This is a genomic window from Oligoflexus tunisiensis (assembly GCF_001748245.1).
Lineage (GTDB): Bacteria > Bdellovibrionota_B > Oligoflexia > Oligoflexales > Oligoflexaceae > Oligoflexus > Oligoflexus tunisiensis.
The window spans coordinates 5560571-5582854 of record NZ_BDFO01000001.1 but is presented as its reverse complement, the minus strand read 5'-3'; the positions used below and the strand labels follow the sequence as shown (position 1 = coordinate 5582854).

The following is a 22284-nucleotide window of genomic DNA, read 5'->3' as shown; positions in this document are numbered from 1 at the left end:
AGGGCCCGGATCCCAGGCCCTGCTCCTCTCATGCCCAGCGCGAAGCCCTTGTCGCCTGAGGGCCAGCCATGCTACGCTGCGGTCCTTGTTCAGCCCTTATTCAACCTCAGTCCAGCGAACAATCGAGTCCTTATGTATCGAAATATTTTAAGTCAAGTTGGTCGCTCCATCTATGCCCTGCGCGGCTGGACCTGTGAGCCACTGCCGCCTTACTGGCAAAAGAAGCAGGTTATTATTGGCTTCCCTCATACGACTATCATGGATACGGTGATGGCCTTTTCCGGGTTTGCCATCGTCAAAAAGAAGGGCCATGTCCTGGTTCGCAACCAGGACTTTCGCTGGCCCTATGGCGGGCTCCTGAAGAAACTGGGGGCCATTCCTGTCGATCGAAGCCAGTCGACCGGTCTGGTCAGGCAGATGGCCGAGGAATTCGCTAGCCGGGACGAGTTTCATTTGGCGCTTGTACCCGAAGGTACGCGGCGTGGGGTTCAAAAAATAAAAACCGGGTTCTGGCACATAGCGAAAGAGGCCAAGGTTCCCATCGTCTGCTGGTATCTGGATAATCAGAACAAGCGGACGATCTGGGCCGGGCAGCTGATCCCCGGGGACTCCCTCGAAGCGGATTTGGAAGCCATTCGTGTCATGTATCAAAAAGTTGGATTCATGATCCCAGGGATGGATGCACCCGACGCAGCCGAGAGGACGACAGGCCATTAATTCAGGAAGAGATAGCTCGTGCCAATGGTCACGGTCCTGGCCTTGGGCCAGAGTATGGCAGGCGAGCTATCCAGGAAACCTGTCGCTGCGAAGAGGGAGAGTGAGCGGTGCGAGTAGGTGGCCTGCATCAGGGTCACGTCCGCCGTCCATACCGACTCGTCAGTCGTGAAGATCGATTGTGTGAGCGAACCGGCACTGCTTACGGCCCATGAGCTATTGAAGCGCCAGGTGAAATCCAAGGCTCCTCCCCAGAGTCGATCAAAACGCGTCTGGTAAATCACGTCGCTGTAATCAAACTCCAAGCCTGCAGCGGTTCCAAATTCGTCAACCGCCAGGCCATCCGTCGTCAAAGGGGTGGCCGAACGAGGACGGTTTTTCTTTGCCTGGCCTCTATTTTCCCTTTTGAGCCAGAGCGAAGCCTCGGGTGTGATGGCTCCGTCGTCCCGATAAAACGCTCGCGCCCCATAGCCCGTAAACGTCAGAGTTGCAGAACTGAGAAAGTATTCCTGAGTCGCTGCGATGGAGGCCTGCGTTTTCTGCTGAATGGAGCGACTGTATTCCGATGTCGGCAGAGAGAACGATGATGAAAGGGTATGACGCAACGAGGGATGGACGATGAAGCTCTTGCTCAAACCCGCGTGGACATCCTGGAATCCATCCGGATCGGGCATGGCGCTCACTCGAATGAAGGTGGAAAAGTTGTAGGGAAGATTCAATCCGAGTTGAAGGCTGCCTATTCGCGTTTCTCCACCACCTTCCAGCTTGTCCTTGAACCAGTTGGAATATGTCACGTCCGTGCTTCCAAACCATGGACTGGGTGTCTGAGCGCGCTTCTTGATAGCACGACGTGCTGCATGGGCTGAATCCCATGAAATCATGGAGCTCACGTTGATGATGATGAACAGGAACAAAAAGGCTCGCAGCGCATTGTGAAATGCGTGATCAAAAGGCACGTGATGATTCCTCCAGGCATCAAAAAGCGCATATACAAATTCCTTATCGTCATTCTGTGGAAAAACTTGACATATTCATGATATATCGAATGAATTCAATTATTTACGAGGGTGGTTATCTACACAGAAAAAACCGGAATTTGGACCCTCTTCAGAGACGCACGGATCGCGTGTCGCGCGAAATTGTGCGGTCGAACTTTCCACGCTTGAAGGGTCTTACAAAGTTTTTTCAATTCAAGACGGAAAATGTCGATCAGTGATTATCTCGTTTCGATGCGAGTCAACATTTTGGAGAACGAACATGAAAAACGTCACGCTTGCACTTTTGATCGCTGTTGTCAGCATGGGCGCCTATGCAGCTCCAGGTGGAGCCTCCGCTGTTGCCAAAGGCCATGGCAAGGCTGTCAGTGCAGCCGCCAAAGATCCCGCACGCGTAAAAGGAGCTGGTGGTGTATCGGCAGCTGCAAAAGGTCATGGTGCAGCGGTGTCGGGAACTGTGAGAAAGAACAATAAGGCCGCACCTGTCGCTCCTGAGGCGGCACCTGCGCCCGCACCTGTCCAGTAATTCAAACTCAGGTCAAGTCCAAGGGGAAGAGGTCGATAACCTCTTCCTTTTCTGCGTGAGACCGTTCAGAAGAATGGCAAGTCTTCATTGAACTCAAACGAGACCGGTTCGGCTGCATCAAACATGGCCTTATAAAGCTGACAAGCCGCCTCATCCAAAGTTGTGCAGTTGTTCCACGCTGCCTTCAACTCCTCGAGGGGCACGCGAAATTCCGGATTGGGCCGTACGATTTGCGAAGCAAAGACCGAAACGCCGCCCATTTTGGAGTGTTCGACCGTTGGGGTGTGACAGGGGCCCCCACAGCGAGTCTGGGTTTGATTGAAAATCGGCCCAATTTGCACAAAGGGTGCATTATCACTCAGCGCCTCTTCAATGGGAAAGGCGAGCTCACCCTTGATGGAAAGAGTTTCCTGCCAGGTCTCACCAAATTCCAAAAGATTGTCACCCGGCACGACCGACAGAAAAAGTCCTTCGCTCTGCAAAAATATGCGCGGCTGTTCCCGACTGATGGCGGGTTGTGCACTGATTCGGCTGGCCGTGGCCTGAACTTCGAGCGGATGCCTGAGACTGGCGATCAGACAATCCAGGCTCAAAGGCTTGGGCAGTTCATTGATGAGCGCTATCACATCCGCAATGCGAGTGATCGGCGTATCACGCGGTGAGCAGGTGTTGCCCTGGGCCACGTCCGTGTCGGTGGATTCCGGATCGGTCTGCGACGAGCCGCTGCCACCATCACTCCCGCAGGCGGATAGGAGGAGCAGGAGCAGTCCTGACTTCATTGAGTTCAACACAAAAAATCCCCTTCTCGCTGATCAAGCCAACTCTAGCAATAAACCTGCCAGAAACGCTGTGGTTACGGCGCTCCAGACTCTTATAATAGCAGGATAAAATCAGCTGTGGAGCGGCGCCGGGGGCCTTGTGTTGGATTTGCTCGTTATCCCGCGCGCCCGTTGCTGCAGATCAAGCGATTGCCAAAAACGAATTATTTGCGAGGGGCAGAATTGAGAAGGGCCTGCAGCGCTTCAACCGTCTCCGCGCGACCACGGAAAAGTTCCAACTGCTGGTGCCCTATCTGACCCTTGGGTCCGATGACGGTAAAAATATTCGAGTGGGCGAAATTCCCGGTCTGCATTTTTTTATAACGAACACCGAGCACCGCAGCCAGCTCCTGCACGTCCTCGTCCGGAGCCCGGAGCAGACGCCAGTCGGGATTCAGTTTTCTTTCCTTGGCATATTGAGCCAGACGTTCCTGGGTATCCCTTTCCGGGTCGAAGCTGAAGAGCAGAACCTGAACCTGGCTTCGCTGTTTTTCAGGAAGAGCCTTCTGCAGCGCCGCCAGCTCACTGATAATCAGCGGACAGGTTTGTTCACAGCTGGTGAAGACCATGCTGGCCAGCACGATCCTGTCCTGCATATCCTTCCAGACAAATCTCTGGCCGTTCTGATCGGTCCAGCTGCTGGTAAGCTCATGAAGGCTTCCCTGTTCGCTCGACCTGCTTGCCTCCTGGGCCAGGACAGCTTGCGATAACGTGGAAAGCAAAAGGATAAAAGACATCAAATTAAGGCGCACGATCACGCGCGCAGCGGAAACCAAGGTTGCCAAGGGAAAATCCTCCTTTCAGACTGCTTCGGAAAGCAAAGCGCATATAGCTTGCATAGTTGGACGGATCCTTTCCGCCCAGGGTGGCTGCCCCACAAAATTCAGCGGCCTCGGGGGCCGAATTACTGCGGGCTTCGGTGGATGCAATATTGGAACTAAAATCACTGGTCCATTCCCAGATCAGCCCATGCAGATCCTGAACACCAAGCCGATGTTCAGAAGGCTGTCCCGCTCCCACCGCGCCGAGGACAGCCGCCGAAGGTCGGGAATACCACTCCAGGATCACCTGCAAAAATTTTTCCCGATCCTCCGGCGTGCGACCGTAAAATTCGGGTCCGGCGACATACTCCCACTCATAGGTCGTGGGCAGGCGCTTGCCTTGGGCTCGGCAGTAGGCACGGGCCGCGAACCAGGAGACGTGGACCACCGGGCTCGCATCCGGAGCCCGGGGTCCTGGAGTCCGCTCATCAACCCAGTGATTCAAATAGCTGGGATCCGCAAAGAGCCGGCTGACCTTGTTACGCTGCCAGCTGGGATTCTGCTGAACAAACTGAAGGAACTGACGATTGGTCACGGGGGTTCTGTCGATGGCGAATGCGGCCACCGGGATGACCGGGGCCTTGAGAGGGGCCCGCGGCGTCTTTTTCTCCGGAACAAAGGATTCATAAAGGCCCGCTGGAATTTGCAGCATGAAGCTGTCTTCCTGGGCCAGAGCCCAGGCGTTGGGACCGCAAAGCAACAGAGCGATGATGGAAACCTTTGAACTGTTCATATAGACCTGCCCCCGTGATCCACGACCTGGCTATTTCTTCGCGGCCTTGACGGCTTTCACTTCAGCGGGTGTCACTTCCTTGCCGCTGTTGCCCCAGGAGTTGTAAATGAAGGTCAGAACATTGGCGATATCATCATCACTCAGAGTCCAGGCCGGCATCACGCTATCAAACTCCTGTCCGTTCACTTCGATTCGGCCTTCCAATCCATGTACGACGGCGTGGATGGCGCGCGTTTTATCAGCATTCAGGTAATCAGCCTTGGCCAGAGGAGGAAAGGCGCGTGGAATGCCCTCGCCATTGGGCTGGTGACAGGCCGCACAGTTGGTATCATAGACCTTCTTACCAACAGCGATGCGTTCCGCCTTGGTTTTGGCTGGAGGCGCGGCCTTGGTGCCGGTATCGATGGACTGAATGCCGGAACCCTCGGGCAGGTAGACTTCATCCTTCTCCTTGCCGGAATAGATTTCCTTTTTATCGTTGCCTTCGACTTTGATTTGGGCCAGAGCACCCTTGTTGAACGCGCGGAAGATCGAGTGATCGACAATAATATAGGTTCCTGGAGCGTCGGCCTTGAACTCGACGATAGCCGAACCACCGGCCGGGATCAGAGTGGTCTGCACGTCCTTGTTCACCATGGATCCGCCTTCGACATGGACCTTGTCGAAGATTTCCCCGATTACGTGGAAGGAGGATACGAGGTTGGGACCGCCGTTGCCGACGAAGAGGCGTATGGTCTCGCCAACCTTGGCGGTCATCGAACGGTTCCCCGAGCTCGCTCCTACGGATCCATTGAAAACAACATAATCCGGTTCCTCGCGCAGGGCCTTGTCCATGCTAAAAGCCTGCAGTCCACGTTCACCATATTTGCCCTTGGTATAGAATTCACTCTGCAGCACATAGAACTCGCGATCGACTTTGGGCAGGCCTTCCTTGGGTTCGACATAGATCAGTCCATACATGCCGTTGGCTATGTGCATACCCACAGGTGCTGTCGCACAGTGATAGATATAGAGCCCGGGATTGAGGGTCTTGAAGGTAAAGACGGATTTGTGACCAGGGGCGGTAAAGGACGCCGAGGCACCACCGCCAGGGCCGGTGACGGCATGAAGGTCGATGTTGTGTGGCATCTTGCTGCTGGGGTGATTGCTGAAATGGAATTCGACGGTATCGCCTTCGCGAACCCGGATGAACTTGCCGGGAACTTCGCCACCAAAAGTCCAGAACGTATAGTCAACGCCATCGGCCAGACGGGATACAACCTCTTTCGCTTCCAGATGAACGATGACCCTGGCCGGAGTCTTCCGATTCAGGGGAGGCGGCACTTCGGGAGCGAAAGTCAGTTTTGCCTCTTCCGTTTTTAAGTCAGCACTCAAACCTCTTTGCGGATGGGACGCCAGGAGCAGCAGGGCTCCTAAAGCCCAGAGGGGATGCCATAGACGGTTGGAGAGGGAGATCATACGAAAACTCCGTTAAGGGTTGTTAAGGCCGATCGATCGGGTTCGAGCCATGAGGCGCAACGCCCACAGCCCGTCCCATGCAAACCAAACACCAATCGTTAATGTGTTGAAATCGTGAGTAATAAATTATAGCGAATGATTCAGGAAAGAAAGAATTAATGGAAAGTACCGTTTGGTGAGGCAATTGACGCAAACAAAAGTTTTTTCGCGCACGGCATGACGAATCGAAACCAACATGGTTTCGATCCGTCGGCAGGACTCGTCATTGTTCAGGGAGACCATAACCATTGGTATGGGGGACTTCCACGGCGAGGTTGTGTTGCTTCAAGACTTCAACGGCGAAGGCTCGGGCCGCAGTCTGGCTGTTGGCCTGCTGACTATCCATGCGCAGGATGAAACCATCGGGACGTGATTCCAGGCGAACGTGAATTTGGGGATCGTGAATGACACCCGCGAGCTTCTCGCAAACGGTGTTGTCATGATCGGTTGGCTCCGCCCATGACGGTGTTGACGGAAAAAGGCCGCTGGCCATCGTTACCAGAACGAAGCGAAGACGTTTTGAATCATAACTCATGGACTTTTCCTCCTCCAAAAATCGAAATGGGATTGATCACACGGCGATGCCTACTGAAAGGGATCTTGCAAAAGACCAGCCATTGTTACTTGGAATAGGAACCGGCAGGAAATATTGGTCAAGGAGAGGGGGCAGCAGCCCGTCCCTGGAGCAAAACCAACAGGTTGCGCCGGGGATATGGCGCAGCCAGCGTCCATAATTCCCAATCCCCACCGAGGGGTTGATCCCATGAGAGACAAGCCTGTGCATCCTCTCAAGTTTTCTGCAATATTTCCGATCTTCAGACGTTTGGGTTAAGAGATAAACCAAGGAGGTTCCGGCTCGTGCGCAAATCGTTCATAGTCCTTATGCTACTGGGAATGGGGCTTGTGGGTTGCACCTTTCAAAAGGCGCAGTTGACCAGCGAAATCCAATCCGAACTGGATCGATTCAATGGGAATCATCAGCCCCTGCAGGATTTTTTCCGCGAGGCGGAATACTCTCAACTGAAGATCTCCCCGGATGGCCGCTTCATCGCTGCGCTTTATCCCAGGAATGGCGTGAATTCGATCGGCATTCTCTCCAGCGATCTCAAAGGTCTGCTCTTTACCGGCCAATTCGATGATGAGCGGCATATCCTGGATTATGAGTGGGTCAACAATACGAGACTCATCCTGCGGGCTGGCAAGAAATATGGTTACCTCGATGGCCGTGACTGGGATGTGCAAACCTTTTTTGTGGATTATAATGGCCGCAATTTTAAAAATTTCTTCGCCAAACAGCGGGCGAGTTACCACCTCGTGAGGATCCTGCCGAATGATCCTGATCATGTGGTGATGGCCCGCTACCACTGGTCGGACCGTGGACGGCCCACGGCTGTCAAGGTCAACGTCAATAACGGTCAGGAAAAGAAGCTGGCCTCGCCGCCGATCGAACGCGGATTCTTCCTGGCTGACGAGCAGGGAGAAGTCAACGTAGCGTTGGAGGTCAGTGATGAATCCTTCGATGAAAGTCAAATTCATTATCGACTCGGGCGTGGGACCAAGTGGGAGAAACTGCAGTATCCTGTCAAAGGCAAGGGTCATCTGAAGCCTCTTCATCTCGACAGCAAGAGCAAGGTGCTCTATTTGACTTCGTCCCTGGAAACAGGCAGGGAGGGTGTCTATCGGCTGGATTTGACCACAGGACAATCCAAACTGATCTCCGGGGATCCAAAGGTGGACGTCACGGGGTTTGTCATGGACCGGGGGGATCGGCTGGTCGGCGTAATTTATGATCCTGACTATCCCGAAGTCGAAATGATCGACCCGAATGCGGAGGTGATGAAGCTCTATCGCGACCTTCTAATTAGTTTTAAACACCAGCGGGTTGATGGCGTGAGTTTGACTTATGATCAGTCCGTCGGCATCTTCAGGATATCCAGCGATAAGAACCCGGGTGAATTTTACAAGATCGATGTGAAAAGTCGCCAGGTCACGTTCCTGGGACGCTCGAGATCGTGGTTGAAACCGGAGAACCTGGCAGCCATGAAACCGGTGCAATTCAAGGCCCGTGATGGCCTGGACATTCATGGTTATCTGACCCTGCCGCCCAAGGGCCCGCAAAAAAATCTCCCGGCCGTGCTGGTGGTACACGGTGGACCTCACGGCGTCCGTGATTTCTGGGGCTATGATCCCGAAGTGCAGTTCCTGGCGGAACGCGGATTCGCGGTGCTGCAGGTGAACTACCGCGGGTCGGGTGGATATGGTACGAAATTCCTGGAATCCGGCTACAAGCAGTGGGGTCTTAAAATGCAGGACGACCTGACCGACGCCACGCACTGGCTGGTCAAAGAAGGATATGCTGACCCGAAAAGATTGGCGATCTATGGGGGGAGCTACGGCGGCTATGCGGCTCTCATGGGAGCGGTGCGTGAACCCGACCTCTACCGTTGTGCGGTGACCTATGTCGGGGTTTCTTATTTAACCATTCAACGCAGTGACAGCGATACAGCGAATTTTGATGCCGGTGAGGATTATATGGATCGCGCTCTCGGCACGGACGAGGACGATCTGAAAAAGCGTTCCGCGCTCTATAATATTGACCAAATCAAGGTTCCGATTTTCATTGCCCACGGCAAGGATGATCGGCGCGTGCCCTTTTCCAACGCGGAAGAACTGCGCAAGGCTTTGGAGAAAGCGGGCAAACCTTTTGAGTGGATGGCCAAGGATTCCGAAGGGCATGGATTCAGTCAGGATGCCAACCGCTATGAATTTTATTTGAGACTGGCTCAGTTCCTGGAAAAGCATACGGCTACGCCGACCCGCGCCGCTGGGAATTGATCGACCAGGGGACGAGTGACCGTCCCCTCCTCCTGAAAAAAATCTGCAGTAAACCCCGGGCTCACACGTCTTCGTCATGTTGTTGAGTTGTCCAACATGAACGAAGGTTAAGCTTATGTTCAGAATTTCTTACGCCAAATATTTAATGCTTCCGATTCTCGCTCTGTCCACGTCCTCCGCCTTTGGCGGCCTGATCACCAAACAATGGTATCATGGCTCGTGGGACTGCAACATTGATGGACGTCCTGCCAAAATGGTTTGGCAGGTGGTCAACGATCCGCAGACGTCATGTCACGGCGATATCTGCTCGACAACGTCGGGTGTGAAAACCATTGGCTGGTTCAGTGACAACGGTGCACCGTGGGTCAGACTCGGCATCAATCCCGGCACGAACGGCAACCGCCTCAAAATTCGTTACATGGGCCAGGAGCCGGACAATTGGTATCTGGATTTTGTCAGCCACAATACGACGGCCGTGGGTAAAACCACGTGGCGCGGCAAGCAGTATCCCCTGAGTTGCTGGAATCGACACTGATTCCAGGAGGGCGGAACGCCCTCCCGCCTCTTAACTCTGCGCTGGAAGAATCGCATCCACTTCCACTTCGATCATCATCTCAGGATCCACCAGGGCATCAATCCCCAGCATGGCCGTTGTCGGAGGGTATTCCCCAAAGAATTCCTGATGGGCCCGACCATATTCCTCCCAGCGCGAAACATCGGTCACAAACATGCGGGTTCTCACCACGGCTGACAAGGGGCAATCCAGTTTAGCGAGCGATTCCTTCACAATCTCAAAGCAGCGGCGTGCCTGCCGATAGGCATCACCCGGCGCCACGACTTTCCCTCCCTCGCCGACCGGAGCCGTGCCGCTGACAAAGACGAAATTGCCGGCCCGCAAAGCCCGGCAGTATCCTACTTTCTTTTCCCAGATTCCACCTGAACTGACGCGTTGAAAACTCATGTTCGCTTCCTCGCTTCATGGGGTTCTATGATGCTCGTAAGCTAGTGGAACTTGCGGCGCCAAACAATAGGGATCAGGTCCTGGCCTGCTCGAATCCTGCACTTCCGAAGCTTTTTTCAGGCCGGGGCTTTCGCGTATGCGAAATGTCGTGAGCGTGACCATGAGGCGAACGCGTGTTAGGATAGTGGTGAATTCAAAGGAGTGCAGAACCCTCGAGTATGGAGTAGGACATGCCGAACTCAGGTCGAGCCAGGATTCCAGGCAGCATACTGCTCGTCGATGATGATGCAGGCGATCGGTTGCTGATCCAAAATATCCTGAAGAGTTGCAATAGTGAACTCGGACTTCATTATGTTGAAGATGGCGAGGAAGCCTTGTCCTTTCTTAAACAGCAGGGGGCCTATGCAGATGCGCCCCGACCTCACCTCGTCCTTCTCGATCTGAATTTGCCCAGGAAGGATGGTTCTGAAGTGCTGGCCGAGATCCGTGCCGACCCTGATCTGGCTGGTCTCCCTGTGATTATTCTGTCCACTTCCAGTGCTCCCTCGGACATTCGGAAAAGTTACTCGCTGCATGCCAATGCATTTGTTTCCAAGCCCGGAGACCTCAATCAACTTCGTCAGGCGATCCAGAATCTCTATGCTTTTTGGTTTGGCACGGCCCGGCTGCCCGGTCCGTGAGCCAGACCTCATAGGATTCCCAATCCTACCGGGCTGGATCCGGACCGCGATGTCGAGGCTCTGGAGTTGAAAAGCTCCAGAGCGGTCGTCAGGATGCGATCATAGCCGCTGTTCTTGTGTAAAAAAGGTCGGACAAGGCCCTTCCTGATCTCGTCGGGACTCGGGGTTCGCATGGTCCCACTTATCAAGAGCATGGGCATGCGATCGAACAGCGCCGCAAGATATTCGCCAATCTCAACGCCCGTCATATTTCCGAGATCGTAATCAAGAATAGCCACATCATAACTTCCAACCAGGGCAACAAAACCCAGATCCGCCAGGGACTCGAAATAGTCGAGCGAGACGCCGCGTTGGATGGCACACTGTTTCATGATCAGACCAAACGATCGATCGTCGTCGATCAGAATGATGCGACACCCCTCCAAACTCTTTTTATGCAGCATGACATTCTCCTTCTCCTGGTTGGTTATCACCTGTTCGAAAAAGCATAAGCTTCAAGTGCTGTGTCCAGGATCATGGCTGGACCATTTTCTTTCAAAACAAAGTTCCGCACCGATCGGGGCCAGGGCTGGTTTTTATCAGGCCAGCGCTGCGAGTGACTGATCATAATGAAAGGCATCGTGTCAAAGACCTCTTCCAGGAATTCAGCCACTTCGATCCCGCTGAGATCACCGAGGTCATAGTCGATAATCGCGAGGTCAAAGTCCTGCCTCGCAATCCTGGGGATGTCGTCCATCCTCCAGACGCCGGTCAAGGACAGGTAATTTCGCCTGGCGTATTGCTCCATCATGCGGACGAAGAAGGGATCATCGTCAAAGAGAACGATCCGTGGCGCTGGCGGAAAGCTCAGGGCGACTTCTGTTTCACGCTTCAGATTGCTGTTCATAGGAGTGACCTCCATTTCGGGTGCACCCATTGCACCTCTTATCCCTCTATCGCAGAACCATCGCGGGTTCTTGAGGATCGAGTTCCTTCCGTTTTGTGGCCAGGTTCCGGTAAACCACTTGATTTTGAGAATTTTTCCGACCTTCAACCTAGAAATCTGGCGAAAAAGAACGGATTGAGACCCGGATCATGAGGCACGTTCGGCCCCGGATCGGTAGGTGCGGAGAAGCTCAAGCCGTGCCGCCTCGAATTGCATCATCAAACGCGAGGTCACTTCCCGGGCACCATCAAAACTGTTCTGACTTCCAAGCTCTTCAAGGAGCTCACAACTCGCCGCCAATTGATGGGCACCGAGGTTGCGGCTCGTCCCTTTGAGCTTATGAGCATGACGTTCCAGAGCGCGGGCTTCACGCGCTTCAATGGCTTCATTGATCTGAACGATGATGGGCGGCGCGATTTCCACAAAAAGGTCGATGAGCTTGTCCACAAAGATCGTCGTGGAGTCGTGGGGCGATCCTTTAAAAAAGGCATCAAAAACCCGGGAATCAATGGCGGTGCCGCAAGCCTTCAGCGAGGGCTCTGCGCTGGCCTTATCCTTGTTCATCCCGGCCGGACGTGGCTTCACCTCGCCCTCGCCCAGCCAACGATGGAAGGCCGCGCGGAGATCGTCCAGCACGATGGGTTTCACGAGTATATCGTCCATGCCCGCATCAAAACACAGCCTGGAATAATCGGAGAGGGCATTGGCTGTTAAAGCGAGTATCGGTATCCTGCTCTTGTGAGGGGGCAGGGCCCTTATGCTCCTGGTCGCTTCGAATCCATCCATCTCGGGCATCTGACAGTCCATGAGCACCAGCGCATAGGAACCATTCTCGATGGCTTTGACGGCTTCCCAGCCATTGGCCACAACATCACTTTGATACCCGAGTCGCGCGGTCATGTTTGCTGCGACCTGCTGGTTCACGCTGCTGTCATCAGCAATGAGAATACGCTGACCTGAACCTCGCATGGTCGGCTGCAAAGGGCGCGGCGCTTTTGAGACTGGGGCTGAAATCTCCACGTGGCGCAGGGCTGGATCGGTGAAAATTTGCGCAATCTGCTCATAGAGGGCGGCCTGCTTCAGGGGCATTCGCATCTCGAAGACCTGGTCCGAACAGAGGCCCAGTCCTGCCCCAGCCGTGGGAGGAAGCAGGATGAGAACGGGAAGAGTCCTGTGGTAACCGGCAGCCTCGGTATCACAGAGTCCTCCGTCCAAAAGCAGAAGTTCAAAGGCTTCCTGTGTCCTCTGAAGTTCGGTCCGGGCGTTTTCGAAGCTCTCTGTTGTTTTGCAGACGAGGCCCCGCAATTCGAGCTGCTCTTTGAGTATTCTCGCGTTGCCTGGATTGTCCGAGACCAGAAGAACACGTTTGCCGATGAGGTCGACGCGCTCGCTGCGCCGGATGACCGATTTGTCGAACTGCAGGGTAAACCAAAAGACGGACCCCTGGCCTGGCTCGCTTTCCACACCGATGCTGCCGCCCATCATTTCCACAAGGCTTTTGCAGATCGCGAGGCCGAGACCGGTCCCGCCGATAACATTTTTGGGACTGCCTTTAATTTGGGTGAACGCCTGAAAAAGTTGAGCACAATTATCCCTGCTGATGCCGGCCCCGGTATCGCGAACTTCAAAGCGGACCCGCGTCGGTGGGCCAAGGGCTTCCAAACCGGCCCGCACAGTGATCTGGCCTGCACTGGTAAATTTGATGGCGTTGCTGACCAGGTTGGCCAGAATCTGCCGCAGTCGTGCATCATCGCCGACCAATTCCGTGGGCAGGGAGGGCTGCACGATATTGGCAAGCGACAGGCCTTTGCTATGGGCCATCTCCGCATAAAGGTCCAGGGTTTCCTCGATGACCCGTCGAATATTGAAAGGGTTGGGTTCCAGCTGCATCTTGCCCGCTTCAATTTTCGAGAGATCCAGAATATCGTTGATGATGCTCAGAAGATGCTGACCCGATTTTCGAATGGTGTTGACGTACTGCTCCTGTTCAGGAGACAGCGGTGTTTCCGCGAGAAGGCTCGTCATCCCGATGACACCATTCATGGGCGTACGGATCTCATGGCTCATGTGGGCCAGAAATTCTGACTTGTACTGCGAGGCCGTGCGCGCCGCTTCCTGGTTGGCAATGGCCTGGCGCAGGAGTGTGGCGCGTTCAATGGCAAACGATACGGTCTTCAGCAATTTGAATTTGGTCAGTTCAACCTTGGGAAGATAATCCTGAGCCCCGGCTTTCACAGCTTTCATGGCCATGGTTTCGTCATTGAGACCGCTCAGGATGACGACGGGAACCGCGGGATGCTCCTCATGAAATCTTGTAAACGTCTCCAGGCCCTGGCTATCCGCAACATTCAGATCCATGAGGACCGCATCAAACAAGGCCGACTCCAGGACCTGACGAGCGCCCTCAAGGCTGTCGACAACTTCAAGGTAGAGACTACGGAAGTAGGGAATTTCGCCTGACAGATGATACCGCAGAAGCTTCGCGTCGGCCGCATCGTCCTCAATCGCGAGAAGCCGTAGATGATTGACGCCTTTATTCATACTCACCACCTCCAGGTTGTGCACGAGGCCAGTCCTTCCCCACATCACTGATACACGATCGGTTGTGGCTCCCTGGAAATTGAAGGCAGGAGTCGGCGTAGCTTACATGGCGTAAGAGTCGCGTGGACCGATACTCTGTCCGACAGGCTACAACCCCGGTAAAGACGCCTCTTACTCCCAGAACATCATGGCAATTATGATGCTGTTCAGGTTTGGGGCTGCCCTGATCGAAAGAGAAAGTGTGGTCTGATTGGAGGAAATCCGTCATGGAGCAACATGATCGGCAGCGTTACACAATCACTTTGGATGATGATCCCACGATTCGTCTGATCATCGAACACGCGACGGGGATGACCTCTCTCCCCTTCGTGTCGGTGGAAACGTTGCTCGCGCGGGCTGATCACTATGCACCGGTTGCTCTTTTTGTTGATATCCACCTGGGAGTCAAAGGCTGGGGCCTGGATGCCATTCCCATTCTGCGAACGAAGTGGTCCTGTCCCATCATCGTGATCACGGCCGATGCGGCCAGTCAACTGATCGCTCAGGCCCTGGCCCTTGGCGCTCATGATTTCATCCGAAAACCCATTCAGGAACCGGAACTGCAGGCTCGTCTGCGGGCGCGCATCGCGGAGATGACGGAACGTGTGCAGGAGTCCGTTCGTCCTATCGGTGATGTGGTCTACACAAGCAAGCGCCGGCTGCTTGAGAGAGGCGACCGAAAACAATTCCTGCCCCCTTATGAAGCGCAGATTTTCGAAGCCCTGGTTGCGGCCCAAGGCATCATTATGACCAAAGACGAACTGCGCTGCAAAGTATGGGGAGACATCAAGGTTAGTGACAGTGCCCTCGATAAAAAGATCTTCACGATTCGCAAGGTCCTGCGTGATCTCGGGTCTCAAATCAAAATCCAGTCGAAGTATGGCAAGGGTCTTAGCCTGATTGTGCCGCGGACTGGATCCAGGACGTCCAAGGTTGAAGCGGCTTAGCTGCGGAAAGAGGAGGTTGACGTGAAACCAGCAAAAAACCTGATAACCCGGAGCGTGCCTCATCCAGGCATGGACAGCCTGTCGATGGCGCATCGGGATGAAATCGAACGCCTCGTGGAAGTCCTGATGGCCGTCAAGCAGGGTAATTTCTCGGTGCGCCTTGAATATAACAAGGGCGATATCCTGAGCCGTGCCGGCGAACTTCTGAACGACATTATTGGTCTGAACGAGCACCTGTCCACCGAACTTCTGCGGGTTGGCAAGATCGTGGGGCAGGAGGGACGGATGACGGAACGTGCCTCGGTTGGTCCAGCGAAAGGTTCGTGGGCCAGCAGTGTTCAGTCCGTCAATCAACTGATCGGAGACCTGGTCGCACCCACGAATGAAGTGGCACGCGTTATCACCGCTGTGGCCCGGGGTGATTTATCCCAGAAGATGTTTCTTGAAATCGAAGGCCGCCCGGTGCGCGGGGAATTTTTCCGCATCGGGACGACGGTCAACTCCATGGTCGATCAGCTCAACTCATTCGCAGCTGAGGTCACCCGTGTGGCCAAGGAAGTGGGGAACGAGGGAAAACTTGGTGGACAGGCCGATGTTAAAGGCGTCTCGGGAACCTGGAAGGATCTCACGGACAACGTCAATGGACTGGCCGGAAATCTTACGGCCCAGGTGCGGAACATCGCCAAAGTCACCACGGCCGTGGCCAAAGGTGACCTTTCCCAGAAAATCACGGTGGATGCCAAAGGCGAAATCCTTGAACTCAAAAATACCATCAACGTGATGGTGGATCAGCTCTCCTCCTTCGCGGCGGAAGTCACCCGGGTGGCCAAGGAAGTCGGCAATGAAGGCAAGCTTGGAGGCCAGGCGGATGTGAAGGGTGTGTCAGGGACCTGGAAGGACCTCACGGATAACGTGAACGGTCTGGCCGCCAACCTCACGGCTCAGGTTCGAAACATCGCCAAGGTCACCACAGCCGTCGCCAACGGTGACCTTTCCCAGAAGATCACGGTGGATGCTCGCGGTGAGATTTATGAGCTGAAAAACACGATCAACACCATGGTGGACGATCTGCGTTCGTTTGCGGCCGAGGTGACCCGCGTGGCCAAGGAAGTCGGTACGGAAGGAAAGCTGGGAGGCCAGGCGGATGTGAAGGGGGTCTCGGGAACCTGGAAGGACCTCACGGACAATGTCAACGGCCTTGCCGGCAACCTGACAGCCCAGGTGCGAAATATCGCCAAGGTTACGACAGCCGTCGCGAAAGGTGACCTTTCGCAAAAAATCACCGTGGATGCCAAAGGTGAGATTCTGGAGCTCAAGAATACCATCAACGTGATGGTGGATCAGCTGAACTCATTCGCCTCCGAGGTCACTCGTGTGGCCAAGGAAGTCGGGACCGAAGGGAAGCTGGGAGGGCAGGCGGATGTCAAAGGTGTCGGTGGAACCTGGAAGGATCTCACCGATAATGTGAACGGCCTCGCTGGAAACCTGACCGATCAGGTGCGGAATATCGCGAAGGTGACCACGGCGGTGGCCAAAGGCGACCTTTCGCAGAAAATTACGGTGGATGCGAAAGGTGAAATACTCGAACTCAAAAACACCATCAACGTGATGGTGGATCAGTTGAACTCGTTTGCCGCCGAGGTAACGCGGGTGGCGAAAGAGGTCGGCACGGAAGGGAAGCTCGGTGGTCAGGCCGATGTGAAAGACGTGGCCGGAACCTGGAAGGATCTCACCGACAACGTGAACGGTCTCGCCGGCAACCTAACGGCCCAGGTGCGAAATATTGCGAAAGTCACCACAGCCGTGGCCAACGGAGACCTTTCGCAAAAGATTACGGTCGACGCCAAGGGCGAGATCCTCGAACTGAAGAACACGATCAACACGATGGTGGATACGCTGCGTTCCTTTGCGGCTGAGGTGACCCGTGTGGCGAAGGAAGTCGGTACGGAAGGGAAGCTCGGTGGTCAGGCGGATGTGAAAGGTGTTTCAGGAACCTGGAAGGACCTCACCGACAACGTCAACGGCCTCGCGGCCAACCTCACAGCCCAGGTTCGGAATATCGCAAACGTGACGACCGCCGTGGCCAATGGTGACCTTTCGCAGAAGATCACGGTGGATGCCAAGGGCGAGATCCTGGAGCTTAAGAACACCATCAACGTGATGGTGGATCAGCTCAACTCCTTCGCGGCTGAGGTGACCCGTGTGGCCAAGGAGGTTGGTACCGAAGGCAAGCTCGGTGGTCAGGCGGATGTGAAGGGTGTTTTGGGAACCTGGAAAAATCTTACGGATAATGTCAACGGTCTCGCCGCGAATTTAACAACCCAGGTGCGGAATATCGCCAAAGTCACCACAGCTGTGGCGCAGGGCGACCTGTCGCAAAAAATTACTGTGGATGCGAAGGGTGAGATCCTGGAGCTGAAGAACACGATCAATACCATGGTGGATCAGCTCAACTCCTTCGCGGCCGAGGTGACTCGTGTGGCGAAAGAAGTGGGTACCGAAGGGAAACTCGGTGGTCAGGCCGAGGTGAAGGGCGTATCCGGAACCTGGAAGGATCTTACGGATAATGTGAACGGCCTGGCAGGCAACCTCACGGCCCAGGTTCGAAATATCGCCAAGGTTACGACAGCGGTGGCCAAGGGTGACCTGTCCCAGAAGATCACCGTAGATGCGCGCGGTGAAATCCTTGAACTGAAGAACACGATCAACGTGATGGTGGACCAGCTCAATTCCTTTGCTGCCGAGGTAACCCGCGTGGCGAAGGAAGTGGGGACCGAGGGAAAACTCGGAGGCCAGGCCGAGGTGAAAGGTGTCTCGGGAACCTGGAAGGACCTCACGGACAATGTGAATTTCATGGCCAGTAACCTCACCAAACAGGTGCGGGGCATTATCAAGGTCGTGACGGCCGTCGCCAACGGTAACCTCAACGAAAAGTTTGTCCTCGAAGCCAAGGGTGAGGTGGCAGCTCTGGCTGAAACCATCAATAGCATGACGGATACCCTGCGGATATTCGCCGATCAGGTAACAACGGTGGCCCGGGAAGTCGGTATCGAAGGGAAACTGGGAGCCCAGGCCCGGGTTCCCGGGGGTGCGGGGACCTGGAAGGACCTTACGGACAATGTGAATTTCATGGCCTCGAATCTGACCATGCAGGTGCGCGGTATTGTGAAAGTCGTGACCGCGGTCGCACGGGGTAACCTGAATGAAAAGTTCGTCCTGGAGGCCAAAGGTGAGGTGGCGGCGCTCGCGGAAACCATCAACAGCATGACCGACACGCTTCGAACCTTTGCGGATCAGGTGACGACCGTGGCCCGCGAGGTCGGTATCGAAGGCAAGCTCGGCGGTCAGGCCAAGGTTCCTGGTGCGGCCGGTACCTGGCGCGACCTTACCGATAACGTCAACCAGCTGGCCGGGAATCTCACCGCTCAGGTGCGGGCGATTGCCGAGGTCTCCACTGCGGTGACAAAAGGTGACCTGACCCGTTCCATCAATGTCGAGGCCATGGGGGAAGTGGCCGCCTTGAAGGACAACATCAATCAGATGATCAGCAACCTCAAGGATACAACCCAAAAGAACAAGGAACAGGACTGGCTGAAAACCAACCTGGCGAAATTCTCGGGCATGATGCAAGGGCAACGGAACATCATCTCGGTGGCCCAGCTGATCATGTCTGATTTGACTCCGCTGGTCGATGCTCAGCATGGTGCTTTCTTCATGGTCGAGGGCTCGGACAAGGACAGGAGGATGCCCGCGCTGAACCTTATCGCGAGCTATGGGTTTTCTGAGCGGAAGGATCTTGCCCATTCGTACCGGCTCAAGGAAGGTCTGGTCGGCCAGTGCGCTTTCGAGAAAAAACGCATCCTGCTTTCAGAAGTTCCGGAGGACTTCATCCATATCGCCTCAGGCCTGGGGCACGCTCCCGCGCGCAACGTGGTGGTTCTCCCGGTGCTCTTTGAAGGTGAAATCAAAGCGGTTATCGAGCTGGCTTCTTTCAAGGTCTTCAGCCAGAACCATCTGACTTTCCTCGATCAGCTGATGGACTCCATCGGTGTTATCGTCAATATGATTTCATCGTCCATGCGCACCGAAGAGCTTCTTCAGGAACTCAAGCGTTCCAATGCCGAGCTTGAGGCTCAGGCGAATGAACTGAATGATAAAGCCATGCTGCTCGAGATCAAAAATCAGGAAGTCGAGCTGGCCAGCCGTAGCGTCGAGGAGAAGGCTGAGCAGTTGCAGCTGATCTCCAAATACAAATCCGAATTCCTGGCGAACATGTCCCATGAGCTGCGCACGCCCCTCAACAGCCTCCTGATCCTGTCCAAAACTCTGGCGGAAAACAAGAGCAGGAACCTGACCCAGGAGCAGGTGAAATTCGCAGCCACCGTCTATTCCTCGGGAAATGACCTTTTGGCTCTGATTAATGAGATCCTGGATCTCTCCAAGATCGAGGCCGGAAAAATGCCGATCCATGCGCAGGATGTGGAACTGTCTGATGTGGCCGAATACCTGGAGCGGACCTTCCGCCATATGGCTGATCAGAAAGACCTGGATTTTGCGATCGAAATGCATTCGGATCTGCCGGCCCATATCTATACCGACGTCACGCGTTTGCAGCAGATTCTGAAGAATCTGCTCTCCAATGCCTTCAAGTTTACCGAGAATGGATCGATCCACGTCACGATTGGGCCGATGCCGAGTGAGTGCAAACTCGCCGATGGTGTGGTTCTGTCAAACAAAGGCATGCTGGCTTTTGCGGTGAAGGATACAGGCATTGGCATACCGCTTGAAAAGCAGAAACTGATCTTCGAAGCCTTTCAACAGGCGGATGGCACCACGAGCCGGAAATACGGTGGGACCGGACTTGGTCTGACCATCAGTCGCGAAATCACCCGTTTGCTGGGAGGCTGGCTGGAAGTGCAGAGCCTGCCGGAACTTGGCAGCACCTTCACACTCTATCTGCCGCAGGAATACGCGACGGCTGAGCTTGGGCAAAATCAGGACAGCACGGAAGCCGAGGATCAGGCGGACTTCCCTCCCTTGCCCAGGGATGCTGACTTTACCGGACGCAAAATTCTGGTCGTGGACGACGACAGTCGCAATATCTTTGCGATTGACACAGTGCTCGAAGGTCAGGGCATGCACGTGCTTCATGCCGAGAACGGCAAGGTCGCCGTCAGCATCCTGAACGAAAACACGGATGTTGATTTAATCCTCATGGATCTCATGATGCCGGAAATGGATGGCTTTGAAGCGACACAGATGATCCGGGATGATCAGCGTTTCCGGGAGCTTCCCATCATTTCACTGACCGCCAAAGCCATGAAAGGGGACCGCGAAAAGGCCATCCAGGCCGGAGCATCGGATTACGTGACCAAGCCGGTGGATCCGGATCAACTTTTGGCCATCATGTATCGATGGATGCAGAAGAAAGTCTATTTGCAGAAATCAGTGTAGATCGGCGGAACGTAGAGAGAGAGGAATACCATGACAGCAACACTCCAGGCGGATGACCGCGTCAGCATACTGCTGGTTGATGATAAGCCTGCCAATCTCATCGCCCTGGAGTCCTTTCTCTCCAAGGAGGACTACACAATAGTCACGGCAACGTCTGGGGCCCAGGCCCTGTCGCTTCTGCAATCCGGGGATTTCGCCGTCATTCTCACCGATGTGATGATGCCTGAAATGGACGGCTATGAGTTTGCATCCCAGGTCAAGCAGATCGTCTCCTTGCGTGACATCCCGATCATCTTCATGACAGCCATGGCCGGTGATGTGGTGGATATTTTCCGCGGCTATGCGATCGGCGCTGTCGATTACCTGCAGAAACCTTTGGAGCCCGAAGTTGTCAAAGCCAAGGTCACGGTGTTTGTCCAATTGGTTCGTCAGAAGAGGCTCATTGAACGGCAGGCGGCACAACTTTTGGAAAATGAGCGACGCGAGCAGGAGTACCGCCTCCTGGAGATGGAGCGCAGCGCTTTAACGGAACGCAAACAGGCTGCGGCCACACAACGGGAACTTGAATGGCGCGTGGCTCAGCAGCTGGCCCTGGCCCAGCTCAGTCGCCTGGCGTTGCTGCGTCGCAATAATGATGAATTGATGCAGGATGCGGCGTCGGTGGTTCAACAGACTCTCCATGTGGATATCGGCCTGCTCACCGGACTCAATGAGAATGGGACAGCCTGGGAGGTCAAGGCAGGCTTCGGCAGGAAACAGGATCTGATTGGACGCTGCAGCTGCCCGATTGCAGCGGATGCCTGGGTGCAGATGCACAATGAGGCCAAGGGGCCGCTTGTTTTTCACGATATGGCCGCCCTCCAGCTCTTTCCGCTTCACGCCGAGCTGGAGACGGATGGCGTGGTCGACGGGGCCAGCGTCGCGATTCATGGCGAGGCCGAGCCGTTCGGTGCACTCAGTGTCTTCAGCTGCTCGCCGCATATTTTCAGTGCGGAGGAAACCAGCTTTCTGCAGGCCGTCGGCAATATCCTGGGGATCGCTTTTGAGAGGCAGAAAAGTGAGTCGGCGATTCGGGAGCTGACACGTTCGAATAATGACCTGGAGCAGTTTTCCTTTGCAGCCTCCCATGATTTGCAGGAACCCCTCCGCAAGATTACGAGCTTTTCCCAGCTTCTGGCTCAGGATTACCGATCCCAGCTTGAAGGTGACGGTCTGATGTATCTCGACTTCATCGTGGATGGCGCCAATCGCATGAAGACCATGATCGAGGACCTGCTGGATCTGTCGCGCGTCAGCGTGGGCAAGATCAGCCGGGATCCCTGTGCCCTCAAGCAAACGGTCGAGGCTGCCATGAATAATTTGGCCGTTTCCATCGCCGAACATGGAGCGTCCATCAGCGTCGGGCCCTTGCCGAGTCTTCGGGTGGACACCTCGAATTTCGTTCGCCTCTTTCAAAATCTCATCAGCAATTCCCTCAAGTATCGCGCGGAGGCTCCCCCGATCATCCAGATTTCATGTGAAAGGGTTGGCAAGGAATGGCGCTTCTGCGTTCGTGATAATGGCATCGGCATCAACCCTTGCTATCTCGATCGGATCTTTATCATCTTCAAGCGCCTCCACAGTAAAACGAAATACCCTGGTACTGGCATCGGCCTTGCGCTCTGTAAAAAAATTATCGATCGTCATGGAGGCCGCATCTGGGCGGAGTCGTCCGGGGAAGGCGGGACGGCTTTCTATTTTACCTTGCCTGTTGAACATGAACCGGGCCCGAGCTTCTCAGGCTGAGAGGTTCTTACGT

General features: G+C 54.8%; 18 protein-coding genes. 8 read left to right on the top strand and 10 right to left on the bottom strand.

Annotation, left to right across the window (positions count from 1 at the left end):
- Positions 1-132 precede the first annotated feature (132 nt).
- A complete protein-coding gene (locus OLTU_RS23080; RefSeq protein WP_141735108.1) occupies positions 133-717 on the top strand; it encodes a 1-acyl-sn-glycerol-3-phosphate acyltransferase in 585 nt (194 codons plus the stop codon).
- Here the strand turns inward: OLTU_RS23080 and OLTU_RS23075 are convergent.
- Entirely contained in the window at positions 714-1670 is a 957-nt protein-coding gene (locus OLTU_RS23075) for a hypothetical protein (protein ID WP_141735107.1), read from the bottom strand. The two genes, OLTU_RS23080 and OLTU_RS23075, sit on opposite strands and share 4 nt — an antisense overlap.
- A gap of 301 nt (positions 1671-1971) precedes the next feature.
- On the opposite strand from OLTU_RS23075, the gene OLTU_RS23070 reads away from it, so the two are divergent.
- Entirely contained in the window at positions 1972-2235 is a 264-nt protein-coding gene (locus OLTU_RS23070; RefSeq protein WP_141735106.1) for a hypothetical protein, read from the top strand.
- A gap of 65 nt (positions 2236-2300) precedes the next feature.
- Here the strand turns inward: OLTU_RS23070 and OLTU_RS23065 are convergent, their stop codons facing one another.
- The 5 genes from OLTU_RS23065 to OLTU_RS23045 form a co-directional block, all read right to left on the bottom strand.
- The gene (locus tag OLTU_RS23065; RefSeq protein ID WP_218110216.1) at positions 2301-3014 is read right to left on the bottom strand and encodes a hypothetical protein; all 714 of its coding nucleotides are present in this window, start codon (positions 3012-3014) and stop codon (positions 2301-2303) included.
- Between the two features lie 203 nt (positions 3015-3217).
- The gene (locus tag OLTU_RS23060) at positions 3218-3838 is read right to left on the bottom strand and encodes an SCO family protein (protein WP_141735104.1); all 621 of its coding nucleotides are present in this window, start codon (positions 3836-3838) and stop codon (positions 3218-3220) included.
- Positions 3795-4607: a formylglycine-generating enzyme family protein gene (locus OLTU_RS23055; RefSeq protein ID WP_141735103.1), complete on the bottom strand. Its 813-nt coding sequence runs from the start codon at positions 4605-4607 to the stop codon at positions 3795-3797. Before OLTU_RS23055 ends, OLTU_RS23060 begins: the two co-directional genes overlap by 44 nt.
- A gap of 30 nt (positions 4608-4637) precedes the next feature.
- Positions 4638-6065, bottom strand: a complete 1428-nt coding sequence (nirK, locus tag OLTU_RS23050) for a copper-containing nitrite reductase (RefSeq protein ID WP_141735102.1) — start codon at positions 6063-6065, stop codon at positions 4638-4640.
- Between the two features lie 262 nt (positions 6066-6327).
- On the bottom strand, positions 6328-6639 hold the full coding sequence (locus tag OLTU_RS23045; protein ID WP_141735101.1) for a hypothetical protein: 312 nt from the start codon (positions 6637-6639) through the stop codon (positions 6328-6330).
- A 323-nt stretch (positions 6640-6962) separates the two neighbouring features.
- Here OLTU_RS23045 and OLTU_RS23040 point away from each other — a divergent pair, with 323 nt between their 5' ends.
- Entirely contained in the window at positions 6963-8939 is a 1977-nt protein-coding gene (locus OLTU_RS23040) for an alpha/beta hydrolase family protein (RefSeq protein ID WP_141735100.1), read from the top strand.
- Between the two features lie 145 nt (positions 8940-9084).
- On the top strand, positions 9085-9474 hold the full coding sequence (locus OLTU_RS23035) for a DUF6006 family protein (protein WP_218110215.1): 390 nt from the start codon (positions 9085-9087) through the stop codon (positions 9472-9474).
- 30 nt (positions 9475-9504) lie between these two features.
- On the opposite strand, the gene OLTU_RS23030 is transcribed toward OLTU_RS23035, so the two are convergent.
- Complete coding sequence (locus tag OLTU_RS23030) at positions 9505-9900, bottom strand: RidA family protein (protein ID WP_141735098.1); 396 nt, start codon at positions 9898-9900, stop codon at positions 9505-9507.
- Between the two features lie 230 nt (positions 9901-10130).
- Between OLTU_RS23030 and OLTU_RS23025 the strand changes: the two genes are divergently transcribed.
- Entirely contained in the window at positions 10131-10580 is a 450-nt protein-coding gene (locus OLTU_RS23025) for a response regulator (RefSeq protein ID WP_141735097.1), read from the top strand.
- An 8-nt stretch (positions 10581-10588) separates the two neighbouring features.
- On the opposite strand, the gene OLTU_RS23020 is transcribed toward OLTU_RS23025, so the two are convergent.
- The 3 genes from OLTU_RS23020 to OLTU_RS23010 all read right to left on the bottom strand — a co-directional run bounded on the left by OLTU_RS23020 (position 10589) and on the right by OLTU_RS23010 (position 14046).
- Positions 10589-11023, bottom strand: coding sequence for a response regulator (locus OLTU_RS23020; protein WP_141735096.1), 435 nt, complete (start codon positions 11021-11023; stop codon positions 10589-10591).
- Positions 11024-11049: 26 nt separating this feature from the next.
- Positions 11050-11466 (bottom strand): response regulator, encoded by a 417-nt coding sequence (locus OLTU_RS23015; RefSeq protein ID WP_176736883.1) that lies wholly within the window; start codon positions 11464-11466, stop codon positions 11050-11052.
- Between the two features lie 186 nt (positions 11467-11652).
- Entirely contained in the window at positions 11653-14046 is a 2394-nt protein-coding gene (locus OLTU_RS23010; RefSeq protein WP_176736882.1) for a hybrid sensor histidine kinase/response regulator, read from the bottom strand.
- Between the two features lie 266 nt (positions 14047-14312).
- On the opposite strand from OLTU_RS23010, the gene OLTU_RS23005 reads away from it, so the two are divergent.
- The 3 genes from OLTU_RS23005 (at position 14313) to OLTU_RS22995 (ending at position 22271) form a co-directional block, all read left to right on the top strand.
- A complete protein-coding gene (locus OLTU_RS23005; RefSeq protein ID WP_141735093.1) occupies positions 14313-15032 on the top strand; it encodes a response regulator transcription factor in 720 nt (239 codons plus the stop codon).
- Positions 15033-15101: 69 nt separating this feature from the next.
- Positions 15102-20486 (top strand): HAMP domain-containing protein, encoded by a 5385-nt coding sequence (locus tag OLTU_RS23000; RefSeq protein WP_141736847.1) that lies wholly within the window; start codon positions 15102-15104, stop codon positions 20484-20486.
- 30 nt (positions 20487-20516) lie between these two features.
- Entirely contained in the window at positions 20517-22271 is a 1755-nt protein-coding gene (locus OLTU_RS22995; RefSeq protein WP_141735092.1) for a response regulator, read from the top strand.
- The last annotated feature ends 13 nt before the right edge of the window (positions 22272-22284 follow it).

Bases quoted from the DNA above. Each gene is read 5' to 3' on its own strand.
- OLTU_RS23080 (WP_141735108.1), top strand. From the start codon at position 133: ATGTATCGAAATATTTTAAGTCAAGTTGGTCGCTCCATCTATGCCCTG.
- OLTU_RS23070 (WP_141735106.1), top strand. From the start codon at position 1,972: ATGAAAAACGTCACGCTTGCACTTTTGATCGCTGTTGTCAGCATGGGC.
- OLTU_RS23065 (WP_218110216.1), bottom strand. From the start codon at position 3,014: ATGAAGTCAGGACTGCTCCTGCTCCTCCTATCCGCCTGCGGGAGTGAT.
- OLTU_RS23055 (WP_141735103.1), bottom strand. From the start codon at position 4,607: ATGAACAGTTCAAAGGTTTCCATCATCGCTCTGTTGCTTTGCGGTCCC.
- nirK (WP_141735102.1), bottom strand. From the start codon at position 6,065: ATGATCTCCCTCTCCAACCGTCTATGGCATCCCCTCTGGGCTTTAGGA.
- OLTU_RS23045 (WP_141735101.1), bottom strand. From the start codon at position 6,639: ATGAGTTATGATTCAAAACGTCTTCGCTTCGTTCTGGTAACGATGGCC.
- OLTU_RS23035 (WP_218110215.1), top strand. From the start codon at position 9,085: ATGCTTCCGATTCTCGCTCTGTCCACGTCCTCCGCCTTTGGCGGCCTG.
- OLTU_RS23030 (WP_141735098.1), bottom strand. From the start codon at position 9,900: ATGAGTTTTCAACGCGTCAGTTCAGGTGGAATCTGGGAAAAGAAAGTA.
- OLTU_RS23025 (WP_141735097.1), top strand. From the start codon at position 10,131: ATGCCGAACTCAGGTCGAGCCAGGATTCCAGGCAGCATACTGCTCGTC.
- OLTU_RS23020 (WP_141735096.1), bottom strand. From the start codon at position 11,023: ATGCTGCATAAAAAGAGTTTGGAGGGGTGTCGCATCATTCTGATCGAC.
- OLTU_RS23015 (WP_176736883.1), bottom strand. From the start codon at position 11,466: ATGAACAGCAATCTGAAGCGTGAAACAGAAGTCGCCCTGAGCTTTCCG.
- OLTU_RS23010 (WP_176736882.1), bottom strand. From the start codon at position 14,046: ATGAATAAAGGCGTCAATCATCTACGGCTTCTCGCGATTGAGGACGAT.
- OLTU_RS23005 (WP_141735093.1), top strand. From the start codon at position 14,313: ATGGAGCAACATGATCGGCAGCGTTACACAATCACTTTGGATGATGAT.
- OLTU_RS23000 (WP_141736847.1), top strand. From the start codon at position 15,102: ATGGACAGCCTGTCGATGGCGCATCGGGATGAAATCGAACGCCTCGTG.
- OLTU_RS22995 (WP_141735092.1), top strand. From the start codon at position 20,517: ATGACAGCAACACTCCAGGCGGATGACCGCGTCAGCATACTGCTGGTT.